General features: G+C 65.8%; 13 protein-coding genes and 1 other RNA gene. 3 read left to right on the top strand and 11 right to left on the bottom strand.

Annotation, left to right across the window (positions count from 1 at the left end; translation table 11 throughout):
* Nucleotides 1-415 precede the first annotated feature (415 nt).
* Nucleotides 416-1,597 (top strand): benzoate/H(+) symporter BenE family transporter, encoded by a 1,182-nt coding sequence (locus NX05_RS07270; RefSeq protein ID WP_039432029.1) that lies wholly within the window; start codon nucleotides 416-418, stop codon nucleotides 1,595-1,597.
* 138 nt (nucleotides 1,598-1,735) lie between these two features.
* Here NX05_RS07270 and NX05_RS22025 read toward each other — a convergent pair.
* The 7 genes from NX05_RS22025 to NX05_RS07240 all read right to left on the bottom strand — a co-directional run bounded on the left by NX05_RS22025 (nucleotide 1,736) and on the right by NX05_RS07240 (nucleotide 9,162).
* A non-coding RNA gene (locus NX05_RS22025) (sX9 sRNA) lies at nucleotides 1,736-1,812 on the bottom strand.
* 62 nt (nucleotides 1,813-1,874) lie between these two features.
* Nucleotides 1,875-3,779 carry a bacteriophytochrome BphP gene (gene bphP / locus NX05_RS07265; RefSeq protein ID WP_039432031.1) on the bottom strand — a complete coding sequence of 635 codons (1,905 nt, stop codon included), beginning with the start codon at nucleotides 3,777-3,779 and terminating at the stop codon, nucleotides 1,875-1,877.
* Nucleotides 3,776-4,369 carry a biliverdin-producing heme oxygenase gene (locus NX05_RS07260; RefSeq protein WP_039432033.1) on the bottom strand — a complete coding sequence of 198 codons (594 nt, stop codon included), beginning with the start codon at nucleotides 4,367-4,369 and terminating at the stop codon, nucleotides 3,776-3,778. Before NX05_RS07260 ends, bphP begins: the two co-directional genes overlap by 4 nt.
* 99 nt (nucleotides 4,370-4,468) lie before the next feature.
* A complete protein-coding gene (locus NX05_RS07255) occupies nucleotides 4,469-5,734 on the bottom strand; it encodes a TCR/Tet family MFS transporter (protein WP_010380087.1) in 1,266 nt (421 codons plus the stop codon).
* A 274-nt stretch (nucleotides 5,735-6,008) separates the two neighbouring features.
* Entirely contained in the window at nucleotides 6,009-8,171 is a 2,163-nt protein-coding gene (locus tag NX05_RS07250) for a lytic murein transglycosylase (protein ID WP_039432035.1), read from the bottom strand.
* 177 nt (nucleotides 8,172-8,348) lie between these two features.
* On the bottom strand, nucleotides 8,349-8,546 hold the full coding sequence (locus tag NX05_RS07245) for a hypothetical protein (protein ID WP_039432037.1): 198 nt from the start codon (nucleotides 8,544-8,546) through the stop codon (nucleotides 8,349-8,351).
* Between the two features lie 226 nt (nucleotides 8,547-8,772).
* Nucleotides 8,773-9,162: a YchJ family protein gene (locus tag NX05_RS07240; protein ID WP_080764591.1), complete on the bottom strand. Its 390-nt coding sequence runs from the start codon at nucleotides 9,160-9,162 to the stop codon at nucleotides 8,773-8,775.
* Nucleotides 9,163-9,590: 428 nt separating this feature from the next.
* On the opposite strand from NX05_RS07240, the gene NX05_RS07235 reads away from it, so the two are divergent.
* Nucleotides 9,591-10,373 carry a sulfite exporter TauE/SafE family protein gene (locus NX05_RS07235; RefSeq protein ID WP_039432038.1) on the top strand — a complete coding sequence of 261 codons (783 nt, stop codon included), beginning with the start codon at nucleotides 9,591-9,593 and terminating at the stop codon, nucleotides 10,371-10,373.
* Nucleotides 10,374-10,448: 75 nt separating this feature from the next.
* Here the strand turns inward: NX05_RS07235 and NX05_RS07230 are convergent, their stop codons facing one another.
* The 4 genes from NX05_RS07230 to folE form a co-directional block, all read right to left on the bottom strand.
* A complete protein-coding gene (locus NX05_RS07230) occupies nucleotides 10,449-14,465 on the bottom strand; it encodes an SbcC/MukB-like Walker B domain-containing protein (protein WP_039432040.1) in 4,017 nt (1,338 codons plus the stop codon).
* A gap of 275 nt (nucleotides 14,466-14,740) precedes the next feature.
* Nucleotides 14,741-15,445, bottom strand: a complete 705-nt coding sequence (locus NX05_RS07225) for a DUF4194 domain-containing protein (protein WP_039432042.1) — start codon at nucleotides 15,443-15,445, stop codon at nucleotides 14,741-14,743.
* Nucleotides 15,432-16,901, bottom strand: coding sequence for a DUF3375 domain-containing protein (locus tag NX05_RS07220; protein ID WP_039432044.1), 1,470 nt, complete (start codon nucleotides 16,899-16,901; stop codon nucleotides 15,432-15,434). Before NX05_RS07220 ends, NX05_RS07225 begins: the two co-directional genes overlap by 14 nt.
* 19 nt (nucleotides 16,902-16,920) lie before the next feature.
* Nucleotides 16,921-17,523, bottom strand: coding sequence for a GTP cyclohydrolase I FolE (gene folE / locus NX05_RS07215; RefSeq protein ID WP_010381258.1), 603 nt, complete (start codon nucleotides 17,521-17,523; stop codon nucleotides 16,921-16,923).
* A 128-nt stretch (nucleotides 17,524-17,651) separates the two neighbouring features.
* Here folE and NX05_RS07210 point away from each other — a divergent pair, with 128 nt between their 5' ends.
* Entirely contained in the window at nucleotides 17,652-18,104 is a 453-nt protein-coding gene (locus NX05_RS07210) for a MarR family winged helix-turn-helix transcriptional regulator (RefSeq protein ID WP_017121816.1), read from the top strand.
* The last annotated feature ends 51 nt before the right edge of the window (nucleotides 18,105-18,155 follow it).

The following is an 18,155-nucleotide window of genomic DNA, read 5'->3' as shown; positions in this document are numbered from 1 at the left end:
GCAGGCTTTTCATCCTCGTCAACCCCTCGTGAAGAGGAAGTTGCCGCCACTGCACCTCAATCCGCCGTAGCGTCTTTCCGTGTAGCTAGCCGCCCATCATAGCCGGCTTTTCCGTTTCGTCAACACCATGTGATGTTTCCGATTCGCCGCGCTCGTTATTGCGATGCTTCAAGAAGCGCCGCCGTCCTGAGCGAGGTCGCGCAGTTTATCGAGACTACGCAGAAGTGCAAGTACTTTTTGACAGCGGCATGACATCGACCTGCAGCCGCCTTTGTGCTGCAGGCGATTGCGCGCTCTGGTCACTCCCGCATGCGGGCTGGCACTCTTACAGCGATCGACAGCCGTACACGTATCACCCAGCTATCGATCGCCGGTGGGCTCGGCGAAGATGCATGCATTAGATAGAGCGACTCTCATGCCCGCTTCCCGCAACCTGCTCCGCGATCTGTCCCTGCCTGCGATTGCCGCCGGCTTTGTCACCGTGCTGGTGGGGTTTGCCAGTTCTGCGGTGATCGTGTTCGAGGCCGCGCGTCATCTGGGCGCCGATCAGGCGGAGATTGCGTCGTGGATGTGGGCGCTGGGCATCGGCACGGGCGTGACCTGTATTGGGTTGTCGCTGTGCTACCGGGTGCCTGTGGTCACGGCTTGGTCCGCGCCAGGTGCAGCGATGTTGATCGGCAGCGCGGCCGGGGTGCCGTTGCGCGAGGCCATCGGTGCGTTTGTGGTGGCTGCGGTCTTGGGAATGGTGGCCGGGTTTTCGGGATTGTTTGAGCGAGCGATCCGCCGCATTCCGATCTCTCTTGCCTCGGGCATGTTGGCCGGAGTGCTATTGCGCTTCGGCCTGGACATCTTTTTGGCGATGCAAAGCCAGGTGCTGCTGGCGCTGGCGATGCTGGCCACCTATCTATGCGGACGGCGCTGGTTTGCGCGCTATGCAGTGATTGCGACCTTGTTGGTGGGCATTGGGATTGCCGCAAGCCGCAGGCTGCTGCAGTTGGGGACAGTGCAATTGGAATTGGCCCACCCGGTGCTGGTGGTGCCTTCGCTGTCGTGGTCGGCGCTGTTTGGTCTGGCGATTCCGTTGTTTGTGGTGACCATGGCTTCGCAGAACGTGCCGGGTGTGGCGGTGATCCGGGCATCCGGCTATGCGGTACCGATCTCGCCAACGATCGGCTGGATCGGCGCGGTCAATACGGTGCTGGCGCCGTTCGGTGGCTTTGCGTTGAACCTGGCAGCGATTACCGCGGCGATCTGCATGGGCCGGGAAGCGCACGAAGATCCGGCGCGGCGCTACACCGCGGCGGTGAGCGCAGGCGTGTTCTACGTGCTGATCGGCTTCTTCGGGGCAACCGTGGCGGCGGTGTTTGCGGCCTTCCCGCGCGAACTGGTGATGGCGATCGCCGGGATCGCGCTGTTGGGGACCATTGGCAATAGCCTGGCGGCGGCACTGCGCGAGGACAGCGAACGCGAAGCGGCGTTGATCACTTTTCTGGTCACTGCCTCCGAGCTGACGCTGGGCGGGATCGGCGCGGCGTTCTGGGGTTTGGTCGCCGGAACGATCACGTTGCTGGCCTTGCGACCGAAGACAGCGCCGTAGCACGAGGCATCGCGTCAACAAGCCCTGCTCGTCGGCTCGAGGCATCCCGTCGACGCGATGCCTCGCCTGCAACAAAGGCAAGGCAGGCAGTGCGCCGGCACCCAGCGTCCTCACCATATAGGAAGCAGCGCTAAGAGCGGCTAACAAAACGTAGCGAGCACCTGTCAGGTGAGCGCGGACGGCGCACTCACAATTGCAGTGTACGCGTGGTACATGCCGAGTCCGAGCACCGGCCGCGCCCGCCTGGCGGCTGCGCAGTCGTCTTTGTCAGCTGCTCTTATTCAGGATCACGTAATTGCAGTAGCCAGTGCGCGGTGACGCCGCTGGGGCTGGGCAAGGGTTCGAGATGGAATTGGCGATATGCCGGTTCACCATCCTGGGTGCGCAGCGGCAGGGTGACGTAGGCGGCGCGGCCCAGGCGCAGCGCATCCTTCAGCAGTTCGACCTTGCCCCGCGCAGCATCGTCGGCCAGCAGGGCGAGGATGTCGCAGCCGATCAAGTCGGCCACTTCGGTCTGACTGAGTTCGGCGAACGCCGGGTTGACGAACATCAGCCGGTGCGCAGCGGCGTTGGCACCGCGTTCGATGATGGCCACCCCGTCGCGCAGTCGCGACAGCGAGGCTTCGAGCAGGGTGAAGTCCTGCTGGAAGCGCTTGCGCTCCATCAGTTCGATCAGCACGCGCAGGCTGCGTGCCGATTCCAGGTGCAGCGGCGACCAGCGCCGCGCGCGGCCGCGCACGGTCTGCTGCCACAGGTCGAAACTCTTGCGCGGCGACAGCCGCGAGTTGGGAATGTCCTGCAGCTTGGCCAGCTGCGGGTTGCCGGCCCATTTGACCTGCTGCACCTGTTCGCGGCGGGTCCACAGCAGAGCGCTGCGCGATTGCGGCATCAGCGGCACGAAGATGAAACCGGCTGCCAGTGGGGCGAGGTCAGCCAAGTCCGGGAACACCTCGCCGATGGCGTCCACATGCAGGGCGCCGACCGCATCCTCGCGCAGGGCGTCGTGGTGTTCGGATTCGAGATGTTCGCGGATGCGGCGCAACGCCTCTGCATCCGGCACGCTGCCATGACGGCTGATCTCATTGCCATGGAAGATTGCCACGCCATCGGCGTCGACCACGTCCATCAGGTCCGGGGCCATGTCGGCGAGCATGTCCACGGTCAGGTGCTCGGCATCGTTGAAGTCGGTGATCAGTTTTTCGCGAATGGTGAGCAGCACCGATTCCAATCGCGCCCGCCCAACCGCCTGCAGCGCGCCGATGCGCCCGGCCAGCGCGCTGGTCACCGCATCGGTAGCATCGCGCATGGCATGGCTGGTGAAGTGCGGGCTGTAGTGGTGGCAGGAAATCAGCCCCCAGAGCGCATCGTTGACCACGATCGAGGACACCAGGGTGGCGCTGACGCCCATGTTGGCCAGGTATTCCAGATGCACCGGCGAGACGCTGCGCAGGCTGACATCGCTCAGGTCCACCGGCGTACCCAGGCGCGGATGCAGGGTGGGTTGAATCGGCGAGGGCTGATAGCGCACATCGGCGATCTGGCGCACACGGTTGCGCAGGTATAGCGCGCGTGCCTGCGCCGGGATGTCGCTGGCTGGATAATGCAGGCCCAGATAGGCCTCCAGTTCGGGCTGGCGCGCTTCGGCGATGACATCGCCATTCAACTCTTCGTCGAAGCGATACACCATCACGCGGTCGAAGCCGATCATGCTGCGCAGGCCCTTGGCCGCGCGCACGGCCGCTTCGTCGATGCCCGCATCGCGCTCGATGCTGCGCAACAGCGGCAGCGCTTCACGCAGGGTGACGTCCATCAGGCGCGCATCGCGCGGCTCGATCTCGATCAGCCATTGCTCCGGATACAAATGCCAGGCGGCGACCCAGGGGTGATCGGTGGGCGCGCTGCGCTGTGGGAAGCGCACATCGGCATGCAGCAGATGCTGTGGTTGATCGTCCACCGCATAAGGTTGTGCGTCCGGCAGTTGCAGCACCTGGGTGTAGGCCATGCCCAACAGCGCATCCATCGGCACGCCGAGCAACTCGGCGGCGGTGCTGCTGGCCTGCACGATGCGGCCATCGGCCGGTTCGATCACCAGCAACACGCCGTAGGGCTGGATCAGGCCGGGAATATGGATCGGCTCGCGCGCGCAGACATCCATATCCAGGGGTTCGATGGGCTGATTCACGGGTGCGGCTCCGCTGCGAGGCAGGTATGGAAGTGGGCGAACATGGCCTGCGCGCCGTCGATGGCGGCGTCGCGCGCGGATGGGGTGTCGAGGCGTCGATCCAGCGCTGCCTGGAAGCGGCGCCAGCCGGCCGGGTCGTCGTCGGCCAGCTCGAAATAGCGCAGGGCGCCAGCCAGCGCGGGCTGCTGCTTGCGCACGCTGCGCGCGATCATCCGCCCGCCCAGTTGCGAGCCTTCGATGACATACAACATGCCCCAGCGCGCGGCATCGTCGGCGACGCTGGGCAAGGCCACCGGCAAGTCCGGTTGCTGGCCGAGCGCACGCAAGTCCTCGCGCAAAGCCGGTACGCGGCGGCGGTAATGCCAGCCGTTGGCGACCAGGGTGGTGAGCCAGTCGCTGAGTTGCGCTTCGAAGCCGGCCAGCAAGCCATGGTGGCGACGCAGGATCTGCGCATAGGCCGCCGAATCAATCTGCCCCTGCCCCAGCGCCTGCATCAGCGGGACCGCCTCGACCAGGCGATGGGCATCCTGGGTGGCGTGGCGCAGCGCGAGCGCGGCCGATGGCGGAACTGCCAGGGCGTCGGAAGGCATAAGAACTCAAGGCAGTGCCGCGGCACGAAGAACACCAGCCTAGCAGCGCGCACGCAAATCAGAAAAAGCGGACGCGAGCGCAAGCTGAATAGGTTGGCGTTATGCCTGCGCGGCGGGCGCGGTGCCAGCGCCCCGCCCTGCCCGTCTCCAGGCCATGGCCCAGCCTGCTGCGAGCAACACACCGGCCAGCAACCACGGTGCGCCGGGCAGATGCAGCGGCGCACCGCTGCCGATAAACCAGGCGAACACATTGGCGAACAGCAACGGTCCAGCGATGCCGGCCAGGCTGACCAGACCGGTGAGCGCGCCTTGCACGCGGCCTTGCGCATCGGCGCCGACCTCGCGGGTGATCAGTGCCTGCGCGGAAGGGGCGGCAAGCGCCCACAACGCGCTGATCGGCACCCCGATCAGGAACGCGGCGCCGCTATCGGCCAACCCATAGATGACAAAGCCGATCACCCCGCAGCCCAGCCCCAGCAACAAGGCGCGGCGCTCGCCCAGCCAACGCACCAGGCGGCCGACCAGCAATACGTTGACGATGATGCTGCACACGCCAACCCCGGCCAGCACCCAGCTCACTTCGCGCGGGCCCCAGTGATATTGGTAGCCGGCAAACAGCACAAAGATGCTGGGATAGACGTAGTGCGCCAGGTTGGCCAGGAACACCACCGAGGCCAGGCCGAACACTTGCGGATAGCGGCGCAGCAGCTTGAGTGCGCCAAGCGGATTGGCGTGCGACCACTCCAACCGTGCGGTGCGGCGTTCAACCGGCAGCGATTCGGGAAGCACGAACCAGCCGTACAGCACATTCAACAAAGCCAGGCCGGCCGCAAACCAGAACGGCCAGCGCAACCCCATGCTGCCCAGCCAACCGCCGATCAACGGGCCAGCGACAAAGCCAATACCGAACGCGGCACCGAGCATGCCGAACGCGCCGGCGCGTTTGTCGGCGGGGGTGACGTCGGCGATGTAGGCGTTGGCGGTGGAGAAGCTGGCCGAGCACACGCCGGAGATCACCCGCGCCAGCAGCAGCATCGGCAGGCTGTGGGCGATGGCCATCAGGATGAAGTCCAGGCCCAGACCCAGGCACGAGAGCAGGATCACCGGGCGGCGGCCGAAGCGGTCGGAGAGCGCGCCTTGCAACGGCGAGCAGACGAACTGGATGGCAGCGAACAGGAAGCCGAACCAGCCGATCCAGCCGGCGGCCACCACATAGTCGCCGCCGGTGAAGTGACGCACCAGATCCGGTAGCACCGGAATGATCACCCCGAAGGACAGCACGTCGATCAAGACGGTGATGAAGATGAAGATCAGCGCGGCGCGGCGGCGCCCCGGGATGGGAGCGGAATCAGGAGAGAGAGACATCGCGCGGCGCAGTTGGGCGAAGCGGCGAGTGTAGCGAGGGAAACGCTGGGTCTGTTGGGTGAAGCAGGATCAACGTGATGGAGTTGGAGCTCCTCTAACTTAAATGAGATGCGTTGGCGGTGAGATTCCGCGCAAGGCGTTCGGGTTGGTCAACTGCACGTGGCTACGCCCGCACCCTCATCCGCCCCTGCGGGCACCTTCTCCCGATAGGAGAAGGGCTGAGGCTGATGTTCGTGCTCTGCTGTGCCGTTCGTGTCGGCGGCCGGTGTTGCGGTTACTCGACGCTGATCGTCTGGCTCAGTGTGTGGCTGGCGCCGGGGGCGAGTTCGATGACGTCCGGGCCGGCGTTGGCTGCTTCCAGGCAGACATAGTCGCGCCAGCCGTCGCCCACGTCGGCCATCTTCTTGCCGGCCTCTTCGCCCGGGTTCCAGACCACCAGGGAGCGGCTGCCTTCGGTGGCGATGACGATGCGGCGGCCAAGCACCGGGTCGGTGAGCGTGTAGCGGCCCCCAGCGTTGGTGTAGATGCGGTCGCTGCGGCCAGGGTCGCGTGGGTCGCGCAGGCTCCAGTCGCCTTGCTGACGGTGAGCGGTAGCGTAGTTCTCGTATTTATCGAGATAGTCCAGGCCGTCCAGGCCCTGCACGCTGACATTGAGCGCGTCGCCGACGTGGAAGTAGTTGTGCAGCGCCTGGGTGAAACGCACCGAGGCGCCGCTAATGTTTTCGGTGATCAGGCGTTGCTCCAGCGTGCGGCCGATGCGCAGTGTCATGCGCAGGCGCAGCGCCAGGTCGTCCAAGCGCGGCGGGGTGAGCGTGAGCACCACGGTGCCGTCGTCTTCGCGGCGGCTTTCGGTGAGCTGCCACGCCACGGTGCGCACGAAGCCGTGTGCGGGCACGTCGCCGGTCTGGTCCTGGCGGCCGAAGTACGGCCAGCACACCGGCGCGCCGCCGCGGATCGGAGTGGGCGGTTGCTGGGCGCTGGGCGACAGCCACATCACGTCCTGCCCGCCCTTGGGAACGAACGACACGAGCTGGCCGCCGAACAGGCTGATGGCGGCGGTGGAGAACGGCGTATCGATCAGCAGCGACGGAAAGCCGTGGAAATCGCCTGTGGTCAGGCCGGTGATGTCGGACATGGGGGATGCCTTGTGGACGATGGGGGATTGAGCGAAGGCGGGGTATGCGGCCGGCAGCTTGAAAGCGGTGGCGCGGATGGCGGCAGCGCCGGCGACCGGCGGGGCGGCGCGCAGGGCGGTGAGGATGCGTTGGCCGGGGCGGCCGTCGGCCGGTTGCAGGCCCAGGCGGGTCTGCTCGACCTGGATGGCGCGGCGGGTGGCGCTGCCGACCATGCCGTCGGCCTCGCCGATCTGGTGGCCACGAGCGAGCAGCAACTGCTGCAATTCGCGCCGTTCGGGCCGGCCCAGGCCGGGGTCGTCGGTGGGCCAGGCCGCCACCAGGCCAGGGACTCCGCGCAGGCGGTCGGCGAGCAGGGCGATGGACAGCGCGTAACTTTCGGCGGCGTTGTAGGCGTAGATCGCGTCGTAGTTGCGGAACACCAGGAACGCCGGGCCGGTGGCGCCGGCCGGCAGCAGCAAGGCGGCAGGTGTCTCTGCCGGCAACCCGGTGGGCGCCAGCGGTTTACCATCCGTGCCGAGCAGGCCAGCGGTTTGCCAGGCCTGCAGCGGTTGGCGGCGGGTGCGCCCGGCCTTGCTGGCGTCGAACCCGCGCGGCAGCGTGACTTCCATGCCCCACGGGCGGGCGCGTTCCCAGCCGGCTTTGACCAGGTAATTGGCGGTGGAGGCCAGTGCGTCGGGAATGCTGGCAACCAGATCGCGGCGCCCGTCGCCGTCGCCATCCACCGCGATGCGGGCGTAGGTCGAAGGCATGAACTGGGTCTGCCCGAAGGCGCCGGCCCAGGAGCCGGTGAGTCCATCGGCAGACAGATCGCCTTGCTGCAGCAAGCTGAGCAAGGCGAGGAATTCGCCACGAAAGAACGGCTGGCGGCGGCCTGCACACGACAGCGTGGCCAGCGACACCAACAACGGGCGCTTACCGGTGACGCGGCCGTAGTCGCTCTCCACGCCCCACACCGCCACGACGGTGGCCGGGTCCACGCCAGTCTGTTCGGACAGGCGACTCAGCAGCTCGCGGTGAGTGACCAGCATGGCCTGGCCATCGGTGACGCGCTGGCTGTCGACCAGGCTGGCCAGGTAATCCCAGATCGGCGTGGTGAACTCGGGCTGCGCATCCAGCAGCGGTAACACGCTGGGGTCGGGCACCAGCCCGGCGGTGAAGCGCTGAAAGCTGGCAGCGTCCACGCCCTTGGCCGCTGCCTGGCTCTGCAGGCCAGCCAGGCAGCGGTCGAAGGCCGGATCGGCGCAAGCGGCCAGCGGAAGCAGTCCCAGCACTAACGGCAATGCGCACCGGGGCAGCGTCATGGCGCGGTGGCCGGCGGGTGGGCGGACGTCATGCGGTGGAGTGCTCCTGCGCGGCAAGTCGAGCCGCCGAGCATAGCCAACCTGGCTGGCGACAGGGGGGCAGGATGGCGATGGGTAATGCGTCTTCGGGGAGGCCTGCGGCTCAGTGCGGGCGATGTTGCCGCCGGCCTGGCTGGCTTAGCTGCTCTCGCCCGCGATCCCGGTCAGCAGCGACAGGGCCGGCGCGGAGGGAGCGCTTTCGGCCAGTCGGCGCGTGCGAGCACGGCGCGGTGCATCGTGGCGCGGGCCGAACCGAATCAATGCGGTGGCCACGCACGCGGGCAGCACGATCGCAAACACGACCGCCGCCAAAATCGCCCATTGCCAGAGATTCAAGGTTGCATGCTCCGAGTCCCACCGCCCGCGGCGGAGTTCGCCTGCGCGGCAAGCTTCGGGGATCGGCTGCGAACGTGGCGTCGACAAACCGCGGGCCTGGAGACCGTTCGTCGGGCTGAACGGGCTTGCTGGGCTGCGTATTGAACGGGGCGTGTGTTGGTGAGCCGCATACGGTTGCGGCAGTGGTTGTATTGCTGGCCGCGGTGACGACTGGCCGGCGTGATGCTCAGCGGGCGTCGAGGTAGTACCAGTGGCCGCCTTCGCGCACGAACCGGCTGTGCTCGGTCATGCGCACCGCGCTGCCGCCACCGATGCGATAGCGCGCCAGAAAGACCACCTCGGCCGTGTCGGGACCAGTGTCTAGCGTGCGCTGCACGGTAAGGCCGAGCCAGGTGGTGCGCCCGCCCTCGTCCAGCGACAGCTCAGCCGGGCGCGTGGACGGATGCCAGCTTGCCAGCAGGTACGCGGCGTCGCGACGCACATAGGCGCTGTAGCGCGCGCGCATCAGGGTTTGGGCATCGGGCGCGGCGGTACCGGAGTGGTACGGACCGCAACAGCGTGCGTAATCGGCGGGGCGGCCGCAGGGACAGGGGTCGGTCGGTGTGGAGGTTGGCATGCGGGGATTGTGCGGGATGGGATTGGGGATTGGGGATTGGGGATTGGGGATTGGGGATTGGGGATGCGAATGCGGAATGCGGAATGCGGAATGCGGAATGCGGAATGCGGAATGCGGAATGCGGAATGCGGATGTGTACGCGTTGCTGAAGAGTTGCGGGAGGTTGAGTGATTGATTGACGAGTTGGTTTGCAAGAACGCTCTCATGCAAGCGGCTTGAGGCTTTGGTTAGGAGAATGCTTCTTGCAGGGTTCAGGGCGACGGATAACAGCCTCTTGCAATTGCACGGCACGAGGGCTTCGTGCCCTACCCTCACCCCAACCCGTCTCCCGCTGGGAGAGGGGCTGCTGTCGCGGTATTGGGGCTCTGACTCTGGGCGGGCCTGTGCGAGTGCGCTGCGTCTATGCTGGCGGCCCCGTCTTGCGGAGCGTGACCTTGCCGGAATTGATTCCCACCGAATTGCCGTGGCTGCTGTGCATCGCGTTCGTGGCCGGGCTGGTGGATGCGGCGGTCGGCGGCGGTGGGTTGATCCAGTTGCCGGGCTTGTTTGCGACGCTGCCGCAACAGGCGCCATCGCTGATTTTAGGCACCAACAAGTTCAGTGCGATGTTCGGCACCGGTGCGTCGGCGTGGCGGTATGCGCGTAACGTGCGCTTTCCGTGGCGGCCGGTGCTGTATGCAACGGCGGCAGCGTTTACGTTTTCATTCTTGGGCGCGACCGCCGTCAGCCTGATGCCCAAGCAAGCGGTGCGGCCGCTGATTTTGCTGCTGCTGATCGCGATGCTGATCTACACATTGATCAAGAAGGACTTCGGCGCACTGCATCGGCCACGCGACATCGGCCGGCGCGAGCTGGCGACTGCATTGGCGATGGGCGCGGCGATTGGCTTCTACGACGGGTTCTTCGGCCCAGGCACGGGCAGCTTTCTGATCTTTCTGTTTATCCGCTTTTTCGGGCTGGATTTCCTGCGTGCCTCGGCGGCGGCCAAGGTGGTCAACCTGGCCACCAACCTTGCAGCGTTGTCGTTCTTTTTGCCCAGCGGGCAGGTGATGTTGGCGATCGGTATTCCGATGGCGGCGGCGAACGTGGCCGGCGCGGTGGCCGGCACGCGGATGGCGTTACGCGGTGGCACCCCGTTGATCCGCAAATTGTTCCTGGTACTGGTGATCGTGCTGATCGGCAAGATGGGCTGGGATCTGCTGCACCAATAATGGCAACTTGCTGCCAGCGCGGCGTAACCGATGCGGCGACGCCACCGTGCAGATGGCATCACCTGTGCACTTTTTTCAGCGCTTGCCGCGCGGCTGGACAGTACCTGCCTTCGCACCGCGCTTTTTAGCCGGCGACGGTTTCACCGCCGCGCGTGCCGAGGTTGTCTTGCCGGCGCCACGTGCTGGCTGCCCCGTCGACGCGGTTGATGCACGTGGCTTGGCGGCGGCCTTCTTGGATGTGGCGTTGGAAGCGCGCGTCGCCGTCATCGGCTTACCCTGGGTTTTTGAAGAGCGCGTGGTCTTGCCCACGTTGGATTTGGACGCAGCTCCTGACGACACCACCGGCGCTTGCTGCGCGCCTGATGTGCGGTTGTCCGATGCCGGCTTGCCAGTCACAGCCGATGTGCGCACGGGCGATTTTTTCGGCTGGGTTGCTTGAGGCTGTGCCACCGCGCGCGTGGAAGATGCGGTCCTGGCCTTCTTGTTCTGCTCGTTTTTGTTCTGCTTGTTCGTCGTCGCCACTGCGGGAACACGCTTGCCACTGCGCTTGTTCTTTACCGCAGGCGTTGCGTGGCCCGGCACAGGCGATGCCTCGTGCATTGGAAGGTCGTCCGCTGCAATGCCATCTGCGGCTGCAGCACCCTGCACTTCTTCAGGCTCGCTCGCAGCCTTGATCGATGGCGCGGCGTCAGTGGCATCGGCCACCGCTGCCTCATCGCCACGCGAGCGCTCGGGCAACTTCAAGCGCTGCGCCTGCTCGTCGTATTCGATCAACAGCACGCCGGAGTTGTGGCGACCGCTGATTTCGACAAAGCACGCACCGCCGATGAAGGGCTCCAGCGTCATCACCGACTTCAACGGCGTGGCCACCACCATCTGGAAACCGAAATTTTCGAAGATATTCATCGCCAGCGCGGTGAATTCGTTATCGGCCTTGTCGAAGGCTTCGTCCAGCACCACCGCGCAGTAACGCGGCAATTCGCCGTCTTCACCACCGAGCTGATAACGCAGCGCCGCTGCAAGGCAGGTGGTTGCCAGCTTCTGCCGCTGACCGCCGGACTTGCCGGCGCCGCTGCGGTAGATCTCCACCTGCGCGCGGGTTTGCGCATCCAGTTCCACACCGATGAATTCCACATGCAGGCGCACATCCAGCACCTGTTCGCGCCAGCGGCGTGCCTCCGGTTCCTGTGCACCCAGGCGCGCCACCAGCGCGCGCAAGGTGGAAAACTGCGCTTCGGCCAAAGCGCGGTCTTCGGTCTGTTGATGCGACAGCACCGCGCGCAACTGCTGCTGGAATTCCTGCACCTCGGCCAGGCGGCGGTCGCTGACTTCGATGGTCAGCACGGTGTCACGATTGAACGGCACCTGCTCCAGGCTGGCGTTGACCTCGTCCATGCGCTGCTTGATGCCCTTGTGGGCCTCGGCAGTGTGGCGTTGCAAGGCCAGCAGATTGTTCTTGCTCTGGGTCTGCAACAGGTCGAAGAAGCGATGCTCGTGGCGCGGCAGGCCATCGCTTTCCAGTCGGTCCAGGCGCGCGAGGAAATCGTCGGCGCTGGCCAGACTCACGGTGAAGTCACCGCTGTCTTCAGGCCACTGCTGGCAATACCGGCGGAAGCATTCCAGCAACTGCGTGCTGAGCCGGCTGTCGCGGCCCTGGCTTTCGGCAAGCTGCTCGGCCAGGCCACGCTCGACCACACGGAAGTGTGCTTCCAGGTTGTCCAGCGACAACGGCGTCAATGCAGCAAGCCGTTCCCGCAAACCCTGCAACTGCGTGGGGGTGAGCGTGGCGGTACCGGCGCGGCCAGCACACGCTGCGTGCTGCTGTTCGAGCCGCACACGCTCGCGCGCCAGTTGCGCGCGTTCCAGCCGCACATCGTCGTAAGTGCGCTTGGCCTGGTCGCGCAAGGTGCGTGCGGTGTCGATCGCCTGACCGAGCGCGCGCAAGCCGCTGTTGTCTTCGCGCAGCTGCACCAACTGCTCATCGATATCGCTCAGCCGCTGTAGCTTGGGGCCGACGTCGATCTCGTCCCAGTCGCGCTCCACCAGGGTATGCGCAGCGAGTTGGCGTTCCTGGTCCTGCTCGCGCTGCTTGCGCAGCGCTGCCACATCGGCATCGCAGCTGGCGATTTGCTGGGCCAGCGCCTGCGCTTCGCGCTCGAACACCTTGAGCTTGTCGCGGTTGTCGTGACCGAGCAGCCAGCGCTTGCGGTCGTTGACCGCGTGGCGGTCGTCCTTTTCATAGCGATCGCCGGGATGCTTGACCTGCCCTTCGCGGGTGATCGCGCGGTCGGCGTTGCGCAGCGCGTTTGCGTTGTCCACGCAGGCGTAGTCGAAGCGACGGGTGAGTTCGTTGCGCAACCAGTCGGTAAAGGCGTGCTCGCGCAATTGGAGCTTGCCAGGCAGCGCATCGGGATCGACGCGCCGCGCGTGCAAATCGTCGTTACGGCGCACACGGAAGTACACCAGGCGCGTGCCGATGTGGGTGCGGTTGACCCATTCGCTGACCTGCGCGTAATGCCGCTCATCCACCAGCAGCGATTGCGCAAAGCCGTTCAGTACGCGCTCGATCGCACCGCGCCAGGCCATCTGGTCGTCGCGCACTTGCACCAACTCGCCAACGAACGGCAGCGCAGCTTCGGCAAGGCCGATGTCTTCGCACAGCCGCGCGCGCAGGGCCTGCATCGGGGCCGGCATGCTCGACGGCGCGCGTTTCAGCACATCCAGTTCGGCGCGGATCTCGGCAAAGCGGCGTTCGTCATCGCGGCGCGCACCCATGCGCTCGGCAATGGCGTCATCCAGTGCGCTGGCGTCGTGCTTGCCGTTATCCAGCACGGTTTGCGCATGTGCGATCTGCGCAGCAAAGCCGCTGGCACCGGCAGCTAACGCGGTACCGAGTTGACGGCAAGCCTGCTCGATCTGCGCACGGCGGCGCAGGCGTTCGTCGCGCTCGCGTTCCACACGCGCACGCTCACGCTCCAGCTCTTCGATCTGCTCGCCCCCGGCGGCGCGCTGCTCGCGCTCCAGGCCGACCAGTTTTTGTTCGTGGTTATCCAGCGATTCGCGGCGCTGGCCTTCTTCGCCGGCAAGGCCGCGGTCCTGGTTGTCCAGCTCCTGCAGCCGCTCTTCCAGCAAGGCCAGCCGCTGCTGTTCGCGATAGCTGTCCACGCCCAACTGCAGCTCGCGCAACTCGCCAACGCTGTGGCGCAATGCCATCAACGCCGCATGGTGCTCGCGCGCAGGCGTCAGCGTTTCCACCTGGCGGCGCGCGGTGACCACCGCGTGGTGCGCGCCATTGAGTTCGGCAAAATCCTCCACCAACCGATCGGCCGCTTCGAAGGTGCGCGGCTCGTCCAGCATGAAGCCGCGCAGGAACGCATTGAGATCGCCCAGATTCTTGGCCGACTGGGTCTTGTGCAGCAACCGCAGCGCCATCTCGTTGCCGATGCCCAGCGCATGCCGGAAGCGTTCGGCATAGCCGGCGAAGCCATCGAAATGCGCGATCTCCTGGCCCAGCCGCGCCTTGAGCTTGCGCAGGTCCAGATCGAAGCCGTCCAGCTCGGTCGCCACGTCGAAGCTGCGCGGCGCCACCATGTAATGGCGTCGCACATCGGCTGCCGCGTTGCCGCTGCCGGCGATCCAGAACAGGCGGATCAGGCTCACCACCTCGCCGTGCGCGTTGGCGTATTCCAGCACCAATGCGGTCCAGGTGGCACCCTTGCGCAGGTATTGCGTGGCGATTTCGCCAGACGTGCTGTCCTGCTGATCGGCCCAGGCGCCGCGTACATACGACACCAGACTGCGATCGCGCCCGCTGCGTTCGGCCTCGCGCGCGGCGGCGTTGAAATCGACGATGCTCGGTGGCGTCAGCAAGGCCGACATCGCATCCAGCAAGGTCGATTTGCCCGAACCCGAGCGGCCGACGAACAGGAAGCCTTTCTCCGCGATCGGCACTTCGGTCAGCCCGTTGAAGGTACCCCACTTGTGCACCTGCAAGCGCCGCATCCGGAACTGCTGCGCACGCTGCTCGGCAAGCGTCTCGGCAAACAAGGACGTACCCGGCTGCACTGGCGAAAGATTGGGCTGCGAAGTCATGGCTCACTCATCAAAACGGGACGACGGGTAATGCAAAAAAACCGGATTACGCAGGGTGGAGCGGTGTTGTGTGGTGTTTTGCTGCGGTGCCGCTGGTGCTGTTGTTGTTGCCATTCCTAATAACTGTCGTCGCGGAAGATGCACACATACGACACGCTCCCAAGCACCACGCCACGCCGTACCCTCATCCGCACTGCGGGCACGTTTTCCCCATGAAGGAGCACAATGTCCCAACGGGAGAACGGAGCCGGCGCGCTGTCGCGGGAGACGGAACATTACTCGAGAGCCACATCCCCTTCCCGCAAACCACGATAGGCCACCACCAACGCCTGCACATCCTCTGCAGAGAACAACAACTTCAGCACCGGCGAGACTTCGTAGCGCTCTTCGCTGCCGCGCAAGCGCGACAGCAGCTGGTTGTCGCGCATCTTGCCGATCGCCGTCATCACCCGCCGCGCGAAGCCCGCCCGATCGGTGGACACGTTCTTTTCGTACACCGACAAGGCTTCCACCAGCTGCGCTTCGTCCACCACTGCGCGCTCACCGCGCGTATCGGCCTCGGCCAGTTGTTGGCGCAGGAACAGCAGCAACACGGATTCGATAAAGGTCAGCGGCGCGCTACGCAGCAAGGTGGGCGATTCCAGTTCGGCGGTGTCGGCCTGGCGGGTGAAAGCCACCCCGCCCTCGCGGTCGAGCACCAACTCCAGAAACAGCTCGCACAACAACTGACGGATCGCCACCTCGTTGCGGAGCAACGCCGGCCAGAGCGCGCCGTGACGTTGCGCATCGATGCTGGGCCCTGCCAGCAACTGGCACAGCGCGCGCCGCGCGTCGAACGGCAGCGTGCCGGTGTCGCCCAGGAACAGCGCACCGCCTGGTAGATCGCCGGCCGCATCGCTTGCGCGCAGCGGCGGGGTGCTGTCGGCTGCGTCCTCGTCGTCCTCGTATTTGTCGGACGGCAGCTGCTCAGACCAGTTCATTGCGTTTCTCCCGGGTAAACCACACCAAGGGAATGCGCGCGCGCCGCACGGCGCCGTCGCTGCCTTCCCATTGCACCGTTTCCATCTGTCCTTCGATCACCATGCCGTGGCGCGTGCCCAGCGACAGGTATCCGATCACGCTGCCCAGCCCCTGGATCGCCGGGCGCTGCTGTAGCGCATCGCCGATGCTCAACCGCGGGCGTTGGCCAAGCAGCGCATGCAGGTCGCGGCGCAGGCTGCGCACGTCGATCTCCGATTGCGCGACCAGATCGCCCACGCTGTCCAGCGAGATCTCGGCCGCATCGGCCGCCTGCACACGTCCGTCCACCTGGGTGAGCCGCGGGTCGTGCAACCGCCATTGCGACAACGAGCGCAGGCGGCTGCCACTGAGCGCCTGCGTGTAGCCGGTGGCGGTGGTGGCATGCAGGCTGTCGCGCAGTTGCAAGGCTTCGCCCTGCGCCTGCTTGAGCAATTGATTGAGCCGACGCTGCTCCAGATAACCACGGCTCTGCACAAAGCCGCGCAGGCTGCGCGCGAAGTGCTGCATCACCATGTGCACCTCGCCGCCGCGCTCCAGCAGCGTGCCGGTGAGCCCGCGCAGAAACGCGCGTTCGCGGCGATCGAGCTTGCGCGCAAACCCGCGTGCGAGCAGTGCGTCCAGGGCTTGATCGAGTTGACTGCTTTGCTGGGTGTCGTTGAGCAGGCTCCAGAACGCCTCGAAGGTGCGACCGGCCTCGCTGTCGGCGATCACATCCACGCCGTTGAACAGTTGTTCGAGCACATCGCCGCGCGCACCTTCGTCGTCGATGATGCGCTCGCGGAACTGGCGATTGAGCTGCTCGAAGTCGTCGCGCACGCGATGGAAATCTTGGGCCAGCTCGTCGGAGAGATGAATCAGGTCGCGGGCACGTTCCAGCGCGCGCTTGCCATCCAATGCCGCCACGCGGCCGGAGGCCACGCGTTCGATTTCGGCATCGATGCGGGCACGTTCGTCGCGCAAGGCGGCCAGGCGCACTTCCGGATCGGCTTCGGTCTGGCCGGCCAGCTGCACCAGTTGCTGGATCACCAGCGACAGGCGGCTTTCGGTAGCGCTGCTGCTGCTTTCGCGCAAGCCCACGATGAAGCGAATGGCCTGGGTCGCGGCACGCGAGAGTTCGTATTCTTCTTCGGTGGCGCCTTCGGGCAGGCGGCGTTCCAGCCAGCCCTGTGCCAACCAATGCGCCAGATACGCCTGCGCGGTGCGCGGCAGTTCGCGCGACAGCTCGTCGGCGCGCAAGGCATCCAGCTGGCGCTGCAAACGCGCGTGCAATACGGCCGAAGGCAGGCGGCGTTCGCCATCCATCAGCACCGTCTGCAGCAGGCCGATCAACTCGGGTGCGTGGTCGGCGGCAAGCAGTTTCCACACCGGCTGCTCGCGCAGTTGCCGGTAGCCTGCGATACGTGCCTGATGTTTCATAGGCGCTGCTGCGACTGCCTCAACGCTTGCCGCCCACGTCGATGAATTGCAGGAATTCGGCGCGGGTGCGCGCGTCTTCGCGGAAGCTGCCCAGCATCTTGGAGGTCACCATGCTGACGTCGCGCTTGTGGATGCCGCGGGTGGTCATGCACTCGTGTGCGCCTTCCACCACCACGCCCACGCCGAGCGGTTGCAGCACGTCCTGGATGCACTGGGCGATTTGCGCAGTCATCTTTTCCTGCACCTGGAAGCGGCGCGCGTAGCTTTCCACCACGCGGGCCAGCTTGCTGATGCCGACGACCTTGCCGCGCGGCAGATAGCCCACGTGCACCTTGCCGATGATCGGCGCCATGTGGTGCTCGCAATGGCTTTCATACGAGATGTCGCGCAGCACGATCAGTTCGTCATAGCCGGCCACTTCTTCGAAGGTGCGTTCCAGGTATTCGCGCGGTTCTATGCGGTAGCCGCTGAACCAGTCGCCATAGGCCTCTGCCACCCGGCGTGGGGTGTCCAGCAGGCCTTCGCGCGTCGGATCTTCGCCCGCCCAGCGCAACAAGGTGCGCACGGCCTCTTCGGCCTGGGCTTGGGTCACGGAGGAATCGGGCTGGTCGGACTGGCTCATGCAAGTGCACCCAAAGGGGGCGAGCATGGTACCTGAGGACGGAGCGGCTGCCTCAGGTGCGGGTTTGCCAGCTTGCAAATATTCAGTGACTATTGATTCATTTATGAATTGATAGCATACTATCTATTATGAAAGTTCCTCTTTCTCCACGCGCCCAGCTCAGCTCCGGCCTGCTGGTCGCTGCCCGCCAATGGCAACGGCTGGCCGACCAGGCATTTGCCACATTCAGCCTGTCCAGCGCCTGCACCGGCCCGTTGCTGATGATCGGCCGCTCCGGTGGCGGCATCCGCCAGGTGGCGCTGGCCCAGCAACTGGGCATGGAAGGCCCCTCACTGGTGCGTTTGCTGGACAAATTGGCAGGCCAGGGCCTGCTGCGCCGCGAAGCCGACAGCAGCGACCGCCGTGCCAACCAGCTGTGGCTCACCGAGGAAGGCCAGGCGCTGGCCGGCCGTATCGAGATCCGCCTGGATGCGCTGCGCGCCGAGGTGTTCGGCACGCTCAGCGATGCCGACGTGCAGGTGGTGCTGACCTTGTGGGAGCAGATCGCGCAGGCGCATGCGCGGCTGAGCCAGGCCGACTGAGTCGGCTGTCGGCGTCGGGTGCGGCGCCCGTTGTGACCTGTTCGATGCCCT

It is taken from the genome of Xanthomonas vasicola, from assembly GCF_000772705.2.
Classification (GTDB): domain Bacteria; phylum Pseudomonadota; class Gammaproteobacteria; order Xanthomonadales; family Xanthomonadaceae; genus Xanthomonas; species Xanthomonas vasicola.
The sequence above is the reverse complement of the archived record's forward strand: the minus strand, read 5'-3'. Positions and strand labels throughout refer to the sequence as shown.